This is a genomic window from Kineococcus lubricus (assembly GCF_050871965.1).
Classification (GTDB): Bacteria; Actinomycetota; Actinomycetes; order Actinomycetales; family Kineococcaceae; genus Kineococcus.
The window spans coordinates 146780-164788 of sequence record NZ_JBJLSK010000006.1 but is presented as its reverse complement, the minus strand read 5'-3'; the positions used below and the strand labels follow the sequence as shown (position 1 = coordinate 164788).

Genomic DNA, 18009 nt, shown 5'->3' with positions numbered 1-18009 from the left:
CGCCCCGACGAACCTGCTCAGCACCCGCCTCGCCGCCGGCGTGCGCGAGCTCCTGGCCCCCCAGGTCGCCCGCGCCGCCACGGCCGCCGCCCCGCAGGTCATCGGCCGCGTCAGCGGCATCGTCGGGCTCTCCGTCGAGGTCGCCGGCCTCGAGGCCGCCGTGGGGGAGACGATCCTGCTCGGCGACCACCGCTGCTCCATCCCCGCCGAGGTCGTCGCCGCCGAGGGCTCCAAGCTGCGCTGCCTGCCGCTGGGGCACCTCACCGGCCTGGCCGCCGGCGCCCCCGCCGTCGCCACCCGCCGCCCCTCCGACGTCCCCGTCGGCCCGTCCCTGCTGGGGCGCGTCGTCGACGCCATGGGCAACCCCCTCGACGGCGGCGAGCCCCTCGTGGCCGCCCCCCGCGCCGCCCTGCACGCCACGCCGCCGCCGGCCCTGACCCGCGGCCGCGTCGACACCCCGCTGGGGCTGGGCGTGCGGGCCCTGGACACCCTGGTGCCCGCCGGCCGCGGCCAGCGCTTCGGCATCTTCGCCGGCTCCGGCGTCGGGAAGTCCTCGCTGCTGTCCATGATCGCCCGCGGCACCTCCGCCGACGTGTCCGTGCTCGCCCTCATCGGCGAGCGCGGCCGCGAGGTCCGCGAGTTCCTCGAGGACGACCTGGGCCCGGAGGGCCTGGCCCGCTCCGTCGTCGTCATCGCCACCTCCGACGAGGCCCCCGTGCTGCGGCTGCGCGCCTCCCTGACCGCCACCGCGATCTCGGAGTCCTTCCGCGACATGGGCGCCGACGTCGTCCTCATGATGGACTCCCTCACCCGCGTCTCCATGGCCCAGCGCGAGATCGGCCTGTCCGTCGGCGAGCCCCCCGCCACCCGCGGGTACCCGCCGAGCGTGTTCGCCCTCATGCCCCGCCTGCTCGAGCGCGCCGGGCCCGGCGTCACCGGTTCCATCACCGGGATCTACACCGTCCTGGTCGACGGCGACGACCACAACGAGCCCATCGCCGACACCGCCCGCTCCATCCTCGACGGCCACGTCGTCCTGGACCGCCGCCTGGCCACGGCCGGGCACTTCCCGACCATCGACGTCCTCGACTCCGTCTCCCGCGTCGCCGGCCGCGTCACCACGCCCGAGCAGAAGGCCGCCGCGACCGCCCTGCGCCGCGTCATGGCCGCTCACCGCGAGGCCAAGGAGCTGATCGACGTCGGCGCCTACCAGCCCGGGGCCAACCCCGAGGTCGACGCCGCGGTGGCCCACCTGCCCGCGATCAACGCGTTCCTGCGCCAGGACATCCACGACATCACCCCCGCCGACCAGGCGTGGGCCCAGCTGCAGCAGCTCGTCCAGAGCTTCGGAGGTGCCCGGTGAGCGCTGCCAAGGCCATCTTGGCCCTGCTGAAGCTCCGCAAGGTCCAGGCCGACCAGATCAAGGTCGACGTCGCCGCCGCGAACGCGGTGCTGCGCAACGAGCAGCGCCGCGCCGCCCGCGTGCGCCGCGAGCTCGGCGAGGCGCACCTGACCGACGAGACCATGGCCGCCTGGACCGCGGCCGTGGCCCGCCGCTCCGCCCTCGTCGCCGACCTGGAGAACACCCGCGCCCTCGTGGCCCGCGCCGAGGTCGACCTGGGGGAGAAGCAGGCCGCCTGGGCCCGCGCCCGCCGCGCCGAGCGCTCCCTGGAGCGCATCGTCGAGCGCCACGAGCAGGCCCAGGAGGAGGCGGCGCTGCGCGCCGACCAGAAGGCCCTCGACGACCGCACGGTCGCCGAGTTCGCCGCCAAGGCCCGCCGCCGCGCCCAGCTCGAGGGCGGTGACCGGTGAGCGTCGCCGAGATCCAGTCCCGCATCGCCGACATCGAGGCCCGGATCGCGCGGTTCACCGGCACCGGGCTCGGGCAGACCCTGGCCACGGCCACCCCCATCTCCTCGGTCTCCCCGGCCTCCTCCGCCTCCTCCGCCTCGTCGGTCACCGCCGCCTCGTCCGCGTTCGCCGACGTGCTGTCCACCACCGGCTCCGGCGCCTCCGGCGTCGTCGGCCGCGGCCTGCGCTCCCTCAACGACACCTCCGCCGGGCAGAAGCTGCTGGCCGTCGCCCAGCAGTACACCGGCACCCCCTACAAGTGGGGCGGCACCACCCCCGCCGGCTTCGACTGCTCCGGCCTCGTCCAGTACGCGGCCAAGCAGGTCGGCATCACCCTGCCCCGCACCGCGGCCCAGCAGGCGAAGGTCGGCACCGAGGTGCCGTCCCTGGCCCAGGCCAGGGCCGGCGACCTCGTCGTCCTGGAGAACGGCCACCACATCGGGATCTACGTCGGCGACGGCAGGATGCTGCACGCGCCGAAGACGGGTGACGTCGTGAAGATCTCCAAGGTCTGGGAGACCCCCGTGACCATCCGCCGCCTCGGGACCGCCGCCGCCACCACGGCCGCCGGGGCCGGTGTCGCCGCGGCGCTGCTGTCCGGGCTGGGCGGCACCACCGCGGCCGGCTCCTCCTCGTACGTGCGGCCGGCGTCGCTGTCCTCGACCTCCGCGAAGTCGGCGCCGTACGAGGCCGCGTTCAGCGCCGCGGAGCAGAAGTACGACCTGCCCGCCGGCCTGCTGCGGGCCGTCGCCAAGCAGGAGTCCGGCTTCAACCCCGCCGCCCGCAGCGGTGCCGGGGCGACGGGCCTGATGCAGTTCATGCCCGCCACCGCGCGCAGCCTGGGCATCGACCCGAGCGACCCGTTCGCCTCCATCGACGCGGCCGGCAAGTACCTCGCCGGGCACCTGAAGACCTTCGGGTCCGTCCCGCTGGCCCTGGCCGCCTACAACGCCGGGCCCGGGAACGTGAAGAAGTACGGCGGCATCCCGCCGTTCACCGAGACCCAGAACTACGTCAAGAAGATCACCGCCGACCTCGGGAGTGCCGCGTGAGCACCAACCTGTCCGTGACCTCCCTGCCGTTCCCGGTGGGCGCCCCGCGCGAGACCGTCCGCACCGCCCCCACCTCCGACGGCGACTTCGCCGACTCCTTCGGGCAGGCCGTCCAGGACCTGCGGACCTCCGCCCGCGACGAGCGGAGCCCCCGCGAGGACCGCGCCGTGCGCCCCGAGCGCGACCAGCCGGACAGCCCGGTGCGCCCCGGCCGGGCCGACGACGCGCGCCCCGACGCCCCCGCGCGCACCGACCGCGCGCAGGGCGGGGCCGCCGACCGCGCCCGTGAGCACCGGGCCGACCGCACCGAGTCCGCCCGCCCCGGCCGCGCCACCGTCCGCAAGGCCGACGGCGCCGACGTCGAGACCACCGACGAGCCCCGCACCGAGGCCACCGCGGTCCCGGTCACCCCCGTCGACCCCGCCCTGCTCGGGCTGCCCGCGGCCCTGCGCGCCGCGCTGACCCCCCGGGCCGTCGACGGCGAGGTCACCGCCGAGGCCCCGGCCGCGGTCGCGACCGCCACGCTCGCCGCCGCACCCGGCACCGCCGCCGGTGCCACCGGCCTGCCCGTCACCGTCGAGAAGGCCACCGTCGGGCCGGTCACCGCCCCGGCCCTCGCGACCACCCAGCCCGTCGTCGAGGCCGCCCCCGCGGGCGCACCGGCTCAGGGAGCCCCGGCCGCCGCCCCGCTCGCCGGGGCCGCGCCCGCCGCGACTCCCGTTGCCGCGCAGCCGGTCCCGGCGCCCCTGCCGGCCACCGCGCCCGCCGTGACCGGCGACCCCGTCGCCGCGGCGCTCGCGACCGCGACCGTCACCTCGACGCCCGCGGCCGTGCCCACCGCCCCCGCCGCGGTGCAGACCGCCGTCACCGGGCTGCCGCAGCACGCGCGGCCGGACGCGGCGAGCACCCCGGTGGTTCCCGCGACCGCTGCGGCGACCGCTGCGGCGACGGCTCCGGCCGCCGCGGCGGCGCCCGTCGTCGCCGCTGCGGCGCCGGCCACCCAGGCCGCGCCGTCCACCCCGGCCACCCCGGCCGCTCCCGGGGCGGCCGACACCGCGGCGCCGGTCGTCGTGGTGCCCACCGGCGCGGGGGAGACCTCGGGCCAGGCGGGCCAGCAGACCGGCCAGCAGACCGGGCAGCAGGGTGGCCAGCAGACCGGGCAGCAGACCGGGCAGCAGACCCCGGCCCCGCAGTTCGCCCCCTCCGCCGCGCGCGGCGCGGAGCAGGCCCCCACCCAGCCGCTGCCGACCGTCCCGGCCACCGGCCCCGCGGTGACCGCGCAGACCGCGCCGCCGGTCGCCGCCGCGGCCCCCCAGGTGCGGCCCGCCGACGTGGACCCGGCCCTGACGCTGGTCCCCGCGCAGGCCCCCTCGGTCACCGGCACCGCCACGGTGACCGCCCCGGCCACCGCCACGGCCTCCACCCCGCCCGCACCGCTGCCGCTGACCAACCCGGCCGCGTTCGCGCACGGCGTCGCCGGCAAGGTCGAGGACCTGCCGCACACCGACGCGGTGCACCGCATGACCGTCGAGGTGACCCCGGAGGGCCTGGGCCCGGTCAAGGTCACCGCCGAGGTCAGCGGGGGAGCCCTGCACGTGTCCCTGGCCGGTGCCTCCGAGGCCGCCCGGCACGCCCTGAAGGCCGCCGTGGGCGACCTGCAGCGCGAACTGGCGACCACCGGCTTCACCCAGACCAGCGTCGACGTGCGCGCCGACTCCGGGGCCTCCCAGCAGGGCCGCTCGGCCGACGCGCAGTCCGGCCAGGGGCAGCAGGGCTCGGCCGGCCAGCAGGGGAGCGGGCAGCAGTCGCCCGGCCACAGCGCCCGGTCGGCGTTCTCCGCCGCCGCCGCCGAGCGCCGCGCGGCCCGTGAGCTCGCCGCCGCCGCCGACGGCCGCGTCGACCTGAGCGTCTGAACCGTTCCAGCCGGGAATCCACCCGACCGGGCGCAGTGAGTGCCCGTTCGGGCTACAGCTCCTCACCCGTTCGTCCGAAGGAGAAGGCATGACGATCGATGCGGCCAGCGGGGCGAGCAGCTACTACGCCTCCCTCACGGCCAACTCCGACGCCCTCACCGCGGCGAAGGCGACCAAGACCGCCAACGCCACCGACACCTCGGCTGCGGCGACGAAGAAGACCAAGGACGACAAGGACATGTTCCTCAAGCTCCTGGTCGCCCAGCTGAAGTACCAGGACCCGTCGAAGCCGGCGGACACCACGGCCTTCATGGCGCAGACGGCGCAGTTCTCCGCGCTGGAGGCCATGCAGGACGTCGCCACCCAGTCCAGCACGATGGTCGCGGCGCAGAACAAGCTGCAGGCCAGCGCGCTGGTCGGGCAGAAGGTGTCCTACACCGACCCGAACGGCAAGGTCGTGACCGGTGAGGTCAAGTCCGTCTCGTTCACCCAGGGCTCGGCCGGCGGCACCAACGGCGAGCCGGTCCTGAACGTGGACGGCGTCAGCGTCGTCCTGTCCAAGGTCACCGGGGTCGGCACCATCGACGCCGCCGCGATCAACGCGGCGGCCGAGAAGGCGGCCGCGGAGGCCAAGGCGAAGGCTGAGGGCACCGCGACCGCGGGGACCTCCAGCAGCTCGTCCACCGCGTCCTCCGGGACCTCCGGAGCCACTGGGACCGCTCAGGGCGCCCAGACCACCGGCAGCGCCGGTAGCACCGGTAGCAGCGCCGCCACGGGCGGCACCGGCACCCCGAGCACCACCCAGAACTCCGGCACCACCGGAACCCCGGGTTCGACGAACTCCTCGCAGTCCGCCTGATCCCTCCGCTCGCTCCTCCCGTTCCTCCCCGTCAGCCCCCTCGAAAGGTCTGAAGCATGCTCCGCTCCATGTTCTCCGGCGTCAGCGGCCTCCGTTCGCACCAGACGATGATGGACGTCGTCGGCAACAACATCGCCAACGTCAACACCGCCGGGTTCAAGAGCTCGGGTGTCGTCTTCGCCGACACGCTCTCCCAGCTCACCAAGGCCGCCGGTGCCCCGACCGACGCCAACGGCGGGACCAACCCGTCGCAGGTCGGCCTCGGTGTCCGCGTCCAGGCCATCACCCAGAACATGACCCAGGGTTCGGCGCAGGCGACCGGCAAGTCGACCGACCTGATGCTGCAGGGCGACGGCATGTTCGCCGTCCAGCAGGGCGACGGGGTCTTCTACAGCCGCAACGGGTCCTTCACCCTCGACGCGAACGGCTCGGTCGTCACCAACGACGGCGCCTACGTCATGGGCTGGAAGCCGGACGCCAACGGGGACATCAACACCAACAGCCAGATCCAGAAGCTGGTCATCCCCTCCGACACGGTGATGCCGGCCAAGGCGACCACCACCGGCACCATCACCGGCAACCTGGACAACACCCCCGTCGGCGGCAAGACGCCCCCCGCGCCCACGACCACCTTCAAGGGGTACGACGAGCAGGGCAACCTGACCACCGTCCAGGTGCGCTTCCAGAACCAGGGCACGTACAACTCCGGGACCTCGACCTACACCAAGTCGAACGACTGGGACGTGCAGATCTGGGACCCGACCGCCAACAGCGGTGCCGGTGACTTCGTGAGCACCGGTCAGACCATCGACTTCACCACCACCAACCCGATCGGTGCGGCCGACACCGCGCGGGTCTACCCGGGCCTGGCGTACAAGGACGCGGCGGGTGTCTCGCACACCATCGAACTGGACCTCAAGGGCCTGTCCGGCTACGTCGGCACCTCCGGCACCAGCTCGATCCAGGGCACGGAGAACGGCGCCCCGATCGGGACGCTGACCAGCTACTCCTTCGGCACCGACGGCGTCATCACCGGCTCGTACTCCAACGGGTACAAGCAGTCCCTGGGCCAGGTCGCCATCGCGTCGTTCAACAACGCCGCGGGTCTGCGCAAGGAGGGCAACTCCCTCTACAGCGTCTCGACGAACTCGGGGAACCCGGTGTACGGCATCGCCGGCCAGGCCGGCCGCGGGGGCATCCTCGCCGGCTCCCTGGAGATGTCCAACGTCGACCTGTCGGCGGAGTTCACCAACCTGATCCTCGCCCAGCGCGGTTTCCAGGCGAACTCGAAGGTCATCACGACCTCCGACGACGTCCTGCAGGAACTGGTCAACCTCAAGCGCTGACGCTGATCCACCCGTTGCGGGCCCGGTCAAGGCCGGGCCCGCAGTTGCCGACACCCTCTTGGAGCAACCGCTCCGAGAGGGTGTTCTGCTTTCCGGCTTCCGTCGCGGAGAGTGACATCCGGTGGCCCATTAGCACGAACGGGTGCATGGTGCAACCCCCTCTCAGGTCCACGGGCATCGCGCCGATGAACTGGGTGGAACCACCCAGCCCACGGACGGGCGCCCCCGCCTCCATCGCCAAGGACGGACCACACGTGATCCTCGTGACTCGCCTCAACGGGTCGGTGTTCGCCGTGAACCCCGATCTGATCCAGCGCGTCGACTCGACCCCTGACACCGTCATCACGCTCGTCGACGGCGCGAAGTTCGTCGTCACCGAGCCCCTGGGCGAGGTCATCGAGCGCGTCATGGCCTTCCGCGCGCGCGTCGTCGCGACCGCGCACTCGCTGGAGGAGACGGGGACGGCCGACGTCCTCGAGCTGCCCTCGCACCCGCAGGGCCACTCCACCGACCACCAGACCACCAGCACGACCGACGGCGAGCTGCCGGCCCCGGTCCCGCTGCACCGCAGGAGGCCCTGAGCCATGGACTTCGCAACTCTCGGCGGCCTGATCGTCGCCGCCGCCGCCATCCTGTGGGCGCAGAACCACGAGGGCGGTGCGATCACCGACATCCTGCTGCCCGGGCCGCTGGTCCTGGTGTTCGTCGGCACCATCGGCGTCGGTTTCATGGGCGGTGTCCTCAAGGACGGCCTCGGCTCGGTCAAGCAGCTCCAGAAGGCGTTCCTCGGCAAGCCGAAGAACTCCGGTGAGACCGTCGGCGTCATCGTCAAGATGGCCGAGCGCGCCCGCCGCGAGGGCCTGCTGGCCCTGGAGGACGCCATCAAGGAGGTCGACGACCAGTTCCTGCGCGACGGCCTGCAGACGGCCATCGACGGGACCGACCCCGACGAGCTGTACGAGATCCTCACCGCCCAGATCCAGGCCAAGAAGGCCGCGGACAAGCAGGCCGCGAAGATCTTCGCCGACATGGGTGGTTACGCCCCCACCGTCGGCATCTGCGGGACGGTCATCTCCCTGACCGTCGTCCTCGCGAACCTGTCCGACGCCGCCGCCCTGGGCCCGATGATCGCCGGCGCGTTCGTCGCGACCCTGTGGGGTGTCGCGAGCGCCAACTTCTTCTTCCTGCCGGTCCAGTCCCGCCTGATGCGCCTGTCCGGCATGGAGACCGCGCAGATGGAACTCGTCGTCGAGGGCATCCTCGCCATCCAGGCCGGCTCCAACCCGCGCTCGGTGGCCAAGAAGCTCGAGAGCCTCCTGCCCCCGGGCACCGCGGTTCCGGACAAGAAGGCGGCCTGATGTCCGCAGCGCACAAGCGGCGCCACAAGCACGAGGAGCACGAGGAGCACGTCAACCACGAACGGTGGCTGGTCTCCTACGCCGACATGCTGACGGTCCTCATGGCGCTGTTCATCGTCCTCTTCGCCCTCAGCCAGGTCGACCAGCTGAAGTTCGCCCAGTTCAAGGACGGCCTCACCAAGGGCACCGCCAGCAGCAACCAGGCGGTCTCCGGCAGCGCCGGCATCCTCGAGGCCAACAACGGCGACATGCCGATCGACATCTCGCCGAACTCGACGGGGCAGCCGCTGCAGCAGAGCCTGTCCAGCGAGGTGCGCGAGATCCTCCAGAAGGCGCAGACCGCGCAGACGGCCAAGGACCTCAACGCCGCCCGGCAGGAGGTCGAGGACTACCGCGAGATCGAGAAGCGGATCGACGCGGCCCTGGCTCCCGGTGGGAACCAGGACCAGGTGACCTACCGGATCACCGCCGACGGCCTGGTCGTCGGGCTCGTCGCCGACAACGTCTTCTTCGCCAACGCCTCCGCCGAGGTGGAGCAGACCGGCCGGGAGGTCCTCGACGCGATCGCGCCGATCCTGGCGACGCTGCCCAACGACGTCGCCGTGCAGGGCCATACGAACAACCTCCCGCTCAGCGGCAGCGCGCGCTACCGCGACAACTGGGACCTGTCCGCCGCCCGGGCCATGACCGTCGTGCAGCGCTTCGCCGCCGCCGGCCTGCCCGCCGCCCGGCTGTCCGGGACCGGGTACGCCGACTCCCGCCCGCTGTACCCGAACGAGGCTCCCGAGGCCCTGACCGGCAACCGCCGCGTCGACCTGGTCGTGGCCTCCCCGAGCTCGGACGCCGTCAAGGCGCTGCTGCCGGAGGTCGCGCAGCAGTCCGGCACCGGTGACGGCCCGCAGGAGCTGACCGGCACCACCGACACCACCACCACCGACGCCTCCTCGACGGGCACCGTCGAGACCGGCGACACCACGGTCGACATCTCGGCGGGCATCTCGCCGAACCTGACGTCCCCCGTCGCCCACTGACCCGACACCACCGCGAAGGAGGCCACCATGGCCAAGAAGGACAAGGCCGACGGCGAGGCGAAGCCCGGCGGCGCCAAGAAGCTCATCATCATCGGCGCGGCCGCGGCCGTGCTGCTGGCCGGCGGGACCGGCGCCGGGGTGTTCATGCTCACCAAGGGGGACACCGCCGCCGCCTCGGAGGCGACCGCGACCCCGACGCTGACCCCGGGCACCGTCACGGCGCTGGACCCGATCAGCGTGAACCTCGCCGACGGGCACTACCTGAAGATCGGTGTCGCCCTGCAGGGCGTGGCCGCCGAGGCCAGCGGTCACGGCGGCAGCGGTGACGGCCTCGACGGCTCCAAGGCGTTCGACCTGATCATCTCCCAGTTCTCCAACCTGTCGATGACGGACCTGGAGAACGCCGAGCAGCGCGACCACCTGAAGAACGAGCTGCAGGCGAAGATCATCGAGGCCTACACCACGCACGACGAGGAAGGCGCCGAGACCCCCGAGGTCATGGGCATCTACCTGACCAGCTTCGTCATGCAGTGACGCCCTCCCGGGCGTCCACCCGCTGACCGGGGAACGGCCGGCACCACCCGCGAGCGGGTGGTGCCGGCCGCTCGGCGTGCTGCTGCTCCCGGTCGCGGCGACGCCCCACCGGGGAAGACTGGTCGGGCACGTGGTGGCGGCCTCGCCGCCCGAGGTGCGTCGACGGCGACCGAGCGGACCGCCTGGGCGGTGGACGAGGAGGAGGTGGTCCCGCTGCACCACGCCGTGCCCGACGAGCCGACGGTCCTGAGCCGGCGCCCCGTGCTGCGCGAGGGCGTCTTCGCGGCCCTCACCGCCCTCGGGGTCCTGGCCGGCCAGGCCGTCAGCTTCCCGCAGACCCTGCCGGTGGTGTCCCCGGTGCCGGCGGTCGCGGTGCTGTGGTTGACCGGGTCGTCGAGGTCCCGGTGGGCGCTGCGGACGGGCGCCCTGGTCTGCGTCGCCGCGGTGGTGCTGCACCTGACGGGGGAGTCGCCGGCGGCCGCGCTGGCGCTGGCCCTGGCCCTGGCCGTGCAGGGCCTGGCGAGCGCACGGACCTACCGGAGGCTGCGCCCGGACGGGTTGCGCCTGCGCACCGCGTCCGACCTGTGGTCCCTCGCGGCCGGTGCCGCGGCCGGTGCCGTGGTCTCGACGCCGGTCGTGCTGCTGGCCTCGGCCGCCGTGGAGCCCCTCCACCTCAGCGACGCCGTGCACTGGCTGCTGCACGAGACCCTCAGCGTCTTCCTCGTCCTCGCCGCCGTCCTGCGCGGGGGCCACCACGGCGCCGACGGCCCGCCCGGCGCCCGGGCCCTCGAACGCTGCGCCGTCGCGGCGACCCTGGCGCTGACGTACGTCGGGACGTTCTGGCTCAGACCGGACGTGTCGGTCGCCTTCCTGCTCCTCCCGGTCGTGGTGTGGGTCGCGCTGCGCGAGTCGCTGCGGGCGGTCACCGTGCACCTGGTCCTGCTCGCCGTCGCCGTGGTCGTGGCCGTGCGGCTCGGGCACCACCCGTGGCAGCACCTGCCCACCGGTGCCCAGGTCGTGATCGCCGAGGCGTTCCTCGGCGCCCTGGTCCTCACCACCCTCCTGCTGGCCCTGTCCCGGGCCGACGAGGAACGCAGCGCCCGCCACGCCCACGAGCAGGCCGACCTGCTCGGCGCCGTGTTCGCCTCGATCAGCGACGCCGTGACGGTGGTGGACGCGCGCGGGAACCTGCTGCTGCGCAACCGGGCCGCCGACGACCTCTTCGGCGGGGTCTCGATCCCGGGGATGGCCGACCCGTCATCGGCGCACGGCTTCTTCCGTCTCGACGGCACCCGCGTCGACCGCGCGGACCTGCCGGTCGTGCGGGCGCTGCACGGCCGGCCGGTCGTCGGTGTCGAGGGCCGCCTCGTCTCCCCGGCCCACCCCGACGGCCAGGTCGTCAGCGTCAGCGCCCACCCGCTGCCTCCCGCCCCGGGAGCGGCGTGGGACGGCGGGGCCGTCGCAGCCCTGCACGACCTCACCGCCCTGCGCGCCGCCACCGAGGAGGTCGCCCGCGCCCACGACCTGATCGCCGGCGTCCTGGACGCCGCGACCGAGCACGCCATCGTCGCCGTCGACACCACCGGCCGCATCACCCTGTTCAACGAGGGCGCGGAGCGGATGCTGGGCTGGGACGCCCGGGAGGTGATCGGCCGCCCGGTGGACGACCTGCACGAGCCGGGCGACCTGCAGGCCCTGGCGCACCGGGCCGGGCTGGACGACCCCGCCGACTTGTTCACCACCTCCGGGGCCGGGGGAGCGCACACCTTCCGCTGCCGCTACCGCCGCCGCGACGGGAGCCTGCTGACGGTCAGCCTCACCAGCGCGCCCCTGCACGACGGTGACGGCCGGCTCGGCGGGTTCATGACCCTGGCCAGCGACATCACCGCCCAGCTGGACGCCGAACAGCGCATCGCCGAGTCCGAGGCGCTGTTCCGCGCCGCCTTCGAGCGCAACCCCACCGGCATCGTCCTGGTCGCCGTCGACCCCGGCCCGGGCGGCGGCGGGGACGGGCCCGGCGCGGGGCCGGTCCCGGGGCGGATCCTGCGCGCCAACCGCTCGATGCGCGGCTTCGCCCGCCACCCCCAGGCCTCCCTGCCGGGCACACCGCTCGTCGACCTCGTCGAGCCCGCGGCCGCGGCGGCCTTCACGGCGCAGCTGCGCCCGGTGGCCGCGGGCACCCGGCCGGCGGTCACCTTCGACAGCACCTTCCTCAGCGCCGGAGGACGTCCGGTGGTGGGGGAGGTGACGGCCACGCTGCTGCACTCCCGCGTGGGCGAGCCGATGCTGCTGTGCCTGCTGGAGGACGTCGGCGAGCAGCGCGCCGCCGAGGCGGCGCTGGCCCACCAGGCCCGCCACGACGCCCTGACCGGGCTGGCGAACCGGACCCTGCTGCGCGAGCGCCTGGCCCGGGAGGTCGCCGTGCGCGGACGGCGGCTGGGGCTGCTGTACGTCGACCTGGACGGGTTCAAGGCCGTCAACGACTCCGCCGGTCACGCCGCCGGCGACCAGCTGCTGGTCGTCGTGGCGAGCGCGCTGGGCGGCTGCGTGCGGGCCGGCGACACCGTCGCGCGCCTGGGCGGGGACGAGTTCGCCCTGTTGTGCCCGGGGGCCACGCGGGCCGAGACGGTGGCCGTGGGGCAGCGGGTCCTGGACGCGCTGGAGCGCCCGATCGTCCTGGACGGCATCCACGCACGGGTCGGGGCGAGCATCGGGGTGCGCTGGTTCGCCGGGACCAGCGGCGCCGAGGCCGCCGACGGCGGGCCCGACGCGAGCGCCGAGCGGCTGCTGGACGAAGCGGACGCGGCCATGTACGCCGCCAAGCGGGCGGGCAAGGGCAGGATCGTCGTCCACGGCGAGTAGCCGGTGAGGACGGGGTGCGCCCGGGCCCCCGCCCCACCGTGCGGCCGGGTGCCCGACGTTCCCCGGGAACCGGTCCCGGCGGACGGCGCCCCGCGGCTCAGGCGCGGGCGGCGGCGGTGCGCATCGTCCGGTGCACGTGCAGGCGCACGAGGCAGCTGCGCACGGCCATCCGGATCGGCTGGTCGTCGCAGTGGCCCACGAGCCACTCACCCAGGCGCTGCAGCTCGCGCGGCCCCAGGTCCATGCCCAGGCAGCCCGTGGCCAGGGCGGCCCCGCTCCACACCTGCAGCGCCTGCTCGGGGCTGGACACCTCGGCCAGCCGGCGCAACCACCCCACGGCGGTGGGTTCCTCCACCGCGGCCGGCGGCCGGCGGACCGGCGCGCTCCGCTCCGGCTGTTCTACTCGCATGCTCAAGGACATCGGCGTCGCGGGGCACTGCGTGCAGAGGGCCGCAGGGCTGACGCGAACGGGCAGCCCCGGCGCGCCGACCGGCCCGGCGCCGTGCCCCGCGGGTGCGCTGCGTGAACGCCTCACCCGGTGGGCCCCCGCGATCGGGTGGTGGTGGGCGCCGGGGGTGCAGCACCCCCCGTCGCGGGCCGATGTCCCAGGGGTGAGCGTCACCGGCCAGGGGGCGCCCACCACGAGGACGAGGAGCAGGGATGGATGGGGCCAGCGTGCTGACCGACCGGGTGCGGCTGGAGGCGGTCGCCGCGTGGGACGGCAGCCAGCCGGAGTTGAAGCGCCGTCTCGACGAGGTGGCGGCCCGCACCGCTGAACGGCTGGGGTTCCCCCTGAGCCTGGTCAGCCTCGTCCTGGACGCCTCCACCCTCTTCGCCGGCAGCCACGGGCTGGTCGGCTGGGTCGCCGAGGTCGGTGGCGTGCCCGCGGAGTGGTCTTTCTGCACCACCACCGCCGTCGAGGGCGCCCCCTACGTGGTCACCGACGCCGCCGTCGACGACCGCCAGCGCGACAACCCGGTCGTGACCGAGGGCGGGGTGCGCTCCTACGCCGGTGTCCCGCTGCGCACCCGCGACGGGCAGGTCGTCGGCGCGCACTGCGTGCTGGGGGTCGAGCCCCACGAGTTCGGTCCCGGGGAGATCGCCGAGCTGGAACGCGCCGCGGCCGAGCTCGTGGGCATCTTCGAGGAGCACCGCACCCGCGCCGGCGCCTGACCGGCGCGGTCCTCCCGGAGGTTCGGACAGCCTCACCTCACGGAGTGACCAAGCTCACGCGGTGTCCCGTCGGGTGTCCCACAGGCGTCCGTTAGGTTTGGCTTCGCTGACCCGGCCGGTCTCCCCGGCCGTGCGTCACGCGTCGTCCACCCCCACGCCGTCACCACCCGAGGGACCCCCGTGCGCTCTTCCGGACTTCTCCGCCTCGTCTCCGCCGGCGCCCTGGCCGCCCTGACCCTCACCGCCTGCTCCGGCACCCCCGCGGCCGAGGAGACCGCCGCGGCCGCCGGGGCGACGTCGGTGACGGTGCAGGACAACCACGGGTCCCGGACCGTCGAGCTGCCCGCGACCTCGGTCGTGGCGACCGACAACAGCACCTTCGAGACCCTCGACTCCTGGGGCGTGGAGCTGTCCGCCGCGGCCGTCTCCCTGATGCCGGAGACGATCTCCTACACGCAGGACCCCTCGATCGTCGACCTCGGCACCCACCGCGAACCCGACCTCGAAGCCGTCGTGGCCGCCGACCCCGACCTCGTCGTCAACGGCGGCCGGTTCGCCCAGTACCGCGAGGACCTCGCGAGGCTCGTGCCCGACGCCACCATCGTCGAGGTCGACCCGCGCGACGGTCAGCCGCTGGACGCCGAGCTCAAGCGCGGCACGACGGTGATGGGGGAGCTGTTCGGCCACCAGGACGAGGCGAAGGCGCTCAACGACGCCCTCGACGCCTCGATCGCCCGGGTGGAGGCCGCCTACGACCCGGCCACCACCGTCATGGGCCTCATCGTCTCCGGCGGGGAGATCGGCTACGTCGCCCCCTCCGTCGGCCGCACCATCGGCCCGATGTTCGACATCCTCGGGCTGACCCCCGCGCTGCAGGTCCCCGAGGGGTCCGACGACCACCAGGGCGACGACATCTCCGTGGAGGCCATCGCGGCCTCCAACCCCGGCCTGGTCATCGTCATGGACCGCGACGCCGCCGTCGCCGCCGCCCGCGAACCCGGCTACACCCCGGCCACGCAGGTCATCGAGGGCTCGCAGGCGCTGCAGGGCGTCAGCGCCGTGCAGACCGGGAACGTCGTGTACCTGCCCGCCGACACCTACACCAACGAGGGCATCCAGACCTACACCGAGTTCTTCAACACCCTGGCGGACCAGCTCGAGAAGGCCTGAGGCGCGTGGTGGGGACGCGGGCACCGGCCCGTCCGCTGCTGGACCCGAAACTGCTGCTGGGGGTCCTCGTCGTCGCGGGCCTCCTGGTGCTGTCGCTGTTCACCGGCGTCTTCGACGTCCTCGACGGCGACGCCGGCCGGGAGATGTTCGCCATCACCCGCGTCCCCCGCACGATCGCCCTGGTCCTGGCCGGGGCGGCGATGGCGATGTCCGGGCTGGTGATGCAGCTGCTCACCCAGAACCGGTTCGTCGAGCCCACCACGACCGGGACGACGGAGTGGGCGGGCCTGGGGCTGCTGGCCGTCACGGTCCTCGCCCCGCAGGCCGGTCTGGTGACCCGGATGGCCGGGGCGGTCCTGGCCGCGTTCGTCGGCACGATGGTGTTCTTCCTGTTCCTGCGCCGGGTGTCGCTGTCGTCCTCCCTGGTCGTGCCGATCGTCGGCATCATGCTCGGCGCGGTGGTGGGGGCGATCACGACCTACCTCGCGCTGCTCACCGACACCCTGCAGAGCCTGGGGGTGTGGTTCGCGGGCAGCTTCACCTCCGTCCTGCGCGGGCAGTACGAGGTGCTGTGGGTCGTGGCCGCCGTCGCCGTCGCCGTGTTCGTCGTCGCCGACCGGTTCACCGTGGCCGGCCTGGGCCGCGACGTCGCGACCAACGTGGGGCTGGACCACGAACGGGTCGTCCTGCTCGGGACGGCGCTCATCGCCGTCACGACCGGGGTCGTCACCGTCGTCGTGGGGAACCTGCCGTTCCTGGGGCTCATCGTCCCGAACGTCGTCTCGATGTTCCGCGGCGACGACCTGCGCACGAACCTGCCCTGGGTGTGCCTGCTGGGGATCGCCACCGTGACGGTGTGCGACCTGCTGGGCCGCACCGTGATCCGTCCCTTCGAGGTGCCCGCCTCGCTGATCCTCGGGGTGCTCGGCGCGGTCGTGTTCGTCGCGCTGCTGCTGCGGAGCCGCCGGTATGCCTGACCTGCTCACCACCACCACCGCCGGCCCGGTGCGGGCCCGGCGGACGGGGGCGTTCGCCGACGCCCGCGCCGCCCGCCGGTACCGCCTCGTCCTGGCCGCGCTCATCGCGGTCGGAGCCGCGGCGGCCGCGGGCATCCTCGCCTGGGACAACCCGCTGCCCGTGGGCAGCGAGGGTTTCTGGCGCATCGCCCGGCTGCGGGCCACCAGCGTCGTGGTCATCGCCGTCGTCGTCGTGTGCCAGGCCACCGCCACGGTCGCGTTCCAGACCGTCACGAACAACCGCGTCATCACCCCCTCGATCATGGGTTTCGAGGCGCTGTACGTCGCGGTCCAGACCGCCGCGGTCTACTCCCTCGGCGCGGTCGGGGTGATCGCGCTGCAGGGCGTCCCGCAGTTCGCGCTGCAGGTCGTGGTCATGGTCGGGTTCTCGATGCTGCTGTACGGCTGGCTGCTCAGCGGCCGCTACGCGAACCTGCACGTCGTGCTGCTGGTCGGCATCGTCCTGGGCGGGGGGCTGCGCTCGGTCGCGACGTTCATGCAGCGCCTGCTGACCCCCAGCGAGTTCGACGTCCTCACCGCCCGGCTGTTCGGGTCGGTCTCCAACGCCGACCCCTCCTACCTGCCGATCGTGGTGCCGCTGTGCGCGGCCGCCGCGCTGGGGCTGCACCTGCTCTCGGCGCGGCTGAACGTCCTGGCCCTGGGCCGCGACGTCGCCGTCGGCCTGGGCGCCGACCACCGCCGCGAGCTCATGGCCGTCCTGCTGCTGGTGTCGGTGCTGATGGCCGCCTCCACGGCCCTGGTGGGGCCCATGACGTTCCTGGGGTTCCTGGTCGCCTCCATCGCCTACCAGGCCGCCCCCACCCACGACCACCGGCACCTGTTCCCGATGGCCGTCGCCGCCGGGTTCGCCGTGCTGGCCGGGGCCTACTTCGTCCTGAAGAACGTGTTCTACGCCGAGGGCGCGGTCTCGATCCTCATCGAGGCCGTCGGCGGGACCGTGTTCCTCGTCGTCCTGCTCCGGAAGGGCCGGTTGTGATCGAGCTCAAGGCGGTCCGCAAGACCTACGGCCAGGAGGTGTCGATCGGGCCGGTGGACCTGCAGATCCCCGCCGGCGGAGTGACCGCCCTCGTCGGCCCCAACGGCGCCGGGAAGTCGACGCTGCTGACGATGGTGGGCCGGCTGCTGGGCGCCGACGCCGGCACCATCGAGGTCGCCGGCTACGACGTGGCCCGCACCCCCTCGCGCGACCTCGCCCGGATCGTCTCGATCCTGCGCCAGGAGAACCACTTCGTGACGCGCCTGACGGTGCGCCAGCTCGTGGCCTTCGGCCGCTTCCCGCACTCCCGGGGCCGGCTGACCGCCGCCGACGAGGAAGCCGTGTCCCGCTCGATCGACTTCTTCGACCTCACCGGCCTGCAGGACCGCTACCTCGACCAGCTCTCCGGCGGGCAGCGGCAGCGGGCCTACGTCGCGATGGTCCTGTGCCAGGAGACCGAGTACCTGCTGCTGGACGAACCGCTGAACAACCTCGACGTGAAGCACTCGGTGCAGATGATGCAGCACCTGCGCCGCGCCGCCGACGAGCTCGGGCGCACCGTCGTCGTCGTCCTGCACGACATCAACTTCGCCGGCCACTACGCCGACCGGATCTGCGCGGTGAAGGCCGGGCGCGTCGTCGAGTTCGGCCCCCCGGCGCAGATCCTCACCGACGAGGTCCTCAGCCGCGTCTTCGACACCCCCGTCACCTGCCTGCCCGGCCCCCGCGGGCCCATCGCCGTCTACTACTGACCCGCCGGACCGCGCCGAACCCCCCGCGCGGGACTTGAGCCGCGACGGCCCGGACCACCCGTTCGGGCTCGCGCTAAAGGGTGACGGCCCTTCGT

17 protein-coding genes are annotated in these 18009 nt (G+C 73.9%); 16 read left to right on the top strand and 1 reads right to left on the bottom strand.

Annotated features, from left to right (window positions below; genetic code table 11):
- Positions 1 to 40: 40 nt before the first annotated feature.
- The 11 genes from ACRYRX_RS06520 (at position 41) to ACRYRX_RS06470 (ending at position 12806) form a co-directional block, all read left to right on the top strand.
- The gene (locus tag ACRYRX_RS06520; RefSeq protein WP_432511053.1) at positions 41 to 1363 is read left to right on the top strand and encodes a FliI/YscN family ATPase; all 1323 of its coding nucleotides are present in this window, start codon (positions 41 to 43) and stop codon (positions 1361 to 1363) included.
- Entirely contained in the window at positions 1360 to 1812 is a 453-nt protein-coding gene (locus ACRYRX_RS06515) for a hypothetical protein (RefSeq protein WP_432511021.1), read from the top strand. The genes ACRYRX_RS06520 and ACRYRX_RS06515 overlap by 4 nt, the downstream gene beginning before the upstream one ends.
- Positions 1809 to 2903, top strand: a complete 1095-nt coding sequence (locus tag ACRYRX_RS06510; protein ID WP_432511020.1) for an NlpC/P60 family protein — start codon at positions 1809 to 1811, stop codon at positions 2901 to 2903. Before ACRYRX_RS06515 ends, ACRYRX_RS06510 begins: the two co-directional genes overlap by 4 nt.
- On the top strand, positions 2900 to 4816 hold the full coding sequence (locus ACRYRX_RS06505) for a flagellar hook-length control protein FliK (RefSeq protein ID WP_432511019.1): 1917 nt from the start codon (positions 2900 to 2902) through the stop codon (positions 4814 to 4816). Before ACRYRX_RS06510 ends, ACRYRX_RS06505 begins: the two co-directional genes overlap by 4 nt.
- Before the next feature lie 88 nt (positions 4817 to 4904).
- Positions 4905 to 5675 (top strand): flagellar hook capping FlgD N-terminal domain-containing protein, encoded by a 771-nt coding sequence (locus ACRYRX_RS06500; RefSeq protein ID WP_432511018.1) that lies wholly within the window; start codon positions 4905 to 4907, stop codon positions 5673 to 5675.
- Positions 5676 to 5731: 56 nt separating this feature from the next.
- Entirely contained in the window at positions 5732 to 7021 is a 1290-nt protein-coding gene (locus ACRYRX_RS06495; RefSeq protein ID WP_432511017.1) for a flagellar hook protein FlgE, read from the top strand.
- A gap of 254 nt (positions 7022 to 7275) precedes the next feature.
- A complete protein-coding gene (locus tag ACRYRX_RS06490; RefSeq protein WP_432511016.1) occupies positions 7276 to 7602 on the top strand; it encodes a flagellar FlbD family protein in 327 nt (108 codons plus the stop codon).
- A gap of 3 nt (positions 7603 to 7605) precedes the next feature.
- Entirely contained in the window at positions 7606 to 8379 is a 774-nt protein-coding gene (locus ACRYRX_RS06485; protein WP_432511015.1) for a motility protein A, read from the top strand.
- The gene (locus tag ACRYRX_RS06480) at positions 8379 to 9410 is read left to right on the top strand and encodes an OmpA/MotB family protein (RefSeq protein ID WP_432511014.1); all 1032 of its coding nucleotides are present in this window, start codon (positions 8379 to 8381) and stop codon (positions 9408 to 9410) included. Before ACRYRX_RS06485 ends, ACRYRX_RS06480 begins: the two co-directional genes overlap by 1 nt.
- Positions 9411 to 9437: 27 nt before the next feature.
- Complete coding sequence (locus ACRYRX_RS06475; protein WP_432511013.1) at positions 9438 to 9944, top strand: flagellar basal body-associated FliL family protein; 507 nt, start codon at positions 9438 to 9440, stop codon at positions 9942 to 9944.
- A 189-nt stretch (positions 9945 to 10133) separates the two neighbouring features.
- Positions 10134 to 12806 (top strand): sensor domain-containing protein, encoded by a 2673-nt coding sequence (locus ACRYRX_RS06470; protein WP_432511012.1) that lies wholly within the window; start codon positions 10134 to 10136, stop codon positions 12804 to 12806.
- A 97-nt stretch (positions 12807 to 12903) separates the two neighbouring features.
- On the opposite strand, the gene ACRYRX_RS06465 is transcribed toward ACRYRX_RS06470, so the two are convergent.
- Positions 12904 to 13215, bottom strand: coding sequence for a hypothetical protein (locus ACRYRX_RS06465; RefSeq protein WP_432511011.1), 312 nt, complete (start codon positions 13213 to 13215; stop codon positions 12904 to 12906).
- A 251-nt stretch (positions 13216 to 13466) separates the two neighbouring features.
- Between ACRYRX_RS06465 and ACRYRX_RS06460 the strand changes: the two genes are divergently transcribed.
- From ACRYRX_RS06460 to ACRYRX_RS06440, 5 genes are all read left to right on the top strand, one after another.
- Complete coding sequence (locus ACRYRX_RS06460) at positions 13467 to 13979, top strand: GAF domain-containing protein (protein WP_432511010.1); 513 nt, start codon at positions 13467 to 13469, stop codon at positions 13977 to 13979.
- A gap of 180 nt (positions 13980 to 14159) precedes the next feature.
- The gene (locus ACRYRX_RS06455) at positions 14160 to 15149 is read left to right on the top strand and encodes a siderophore ABC transporter substrate-binding protein (RefSeq protein WP_432511009.1); all 990 of its coding nucleotides are present in this window, start codon (positions 14160 to 14162) and stop codon (positions 15147 to 15149) included.
- A gap of 5 nt (positions 15150 to 15154) precedes the next feature.
- On the top strand, positions 15155 to 16126 hold the full coding sequence (locus ACRYRX_RS06450) for an ABC transporter permease (RefSeq protein WP_432511008.1): 972 nt from the start codon (positions 15155 to 15157) through the stop codon (positions 16124 to 16126).
- Positions 16119 to 17162 (top strand): iron chelate uptake ABC transporter family permease subunit, encoded by a 1044-nt coding sequence (locus tag ACRYRX_RS06445; protein WP_432511007.1) that lies wholly within the window; start codon positions 16119 to 16121, stop codon positions 17160 to 17162. The genes ACRYRX_RS06450 and ACRYRX_RS06445 overlap by 8 nt, the downstream gene beginning before the upstream one ends.
- The gene (locus ACRYRX_RS06440) at positions 17159 to 17914 is read left to right on the top strand and encodes an iron ABC transporter ATP-binding protein (RefSeq protein ID WP_432511005.1); all 756 of its coding nucleotides are present in this window, start codon (positions 17159 to 17161) and stop codon (positions 17912 to 17914) included. The genes ACRYRX_RS06445 and ACRYRX_RS06440 overlap by 4 nt, the downstream gene beginning before the upstream one ends.
- Positions 17915 to 18009: the final 95 nt, after the last annotated feature.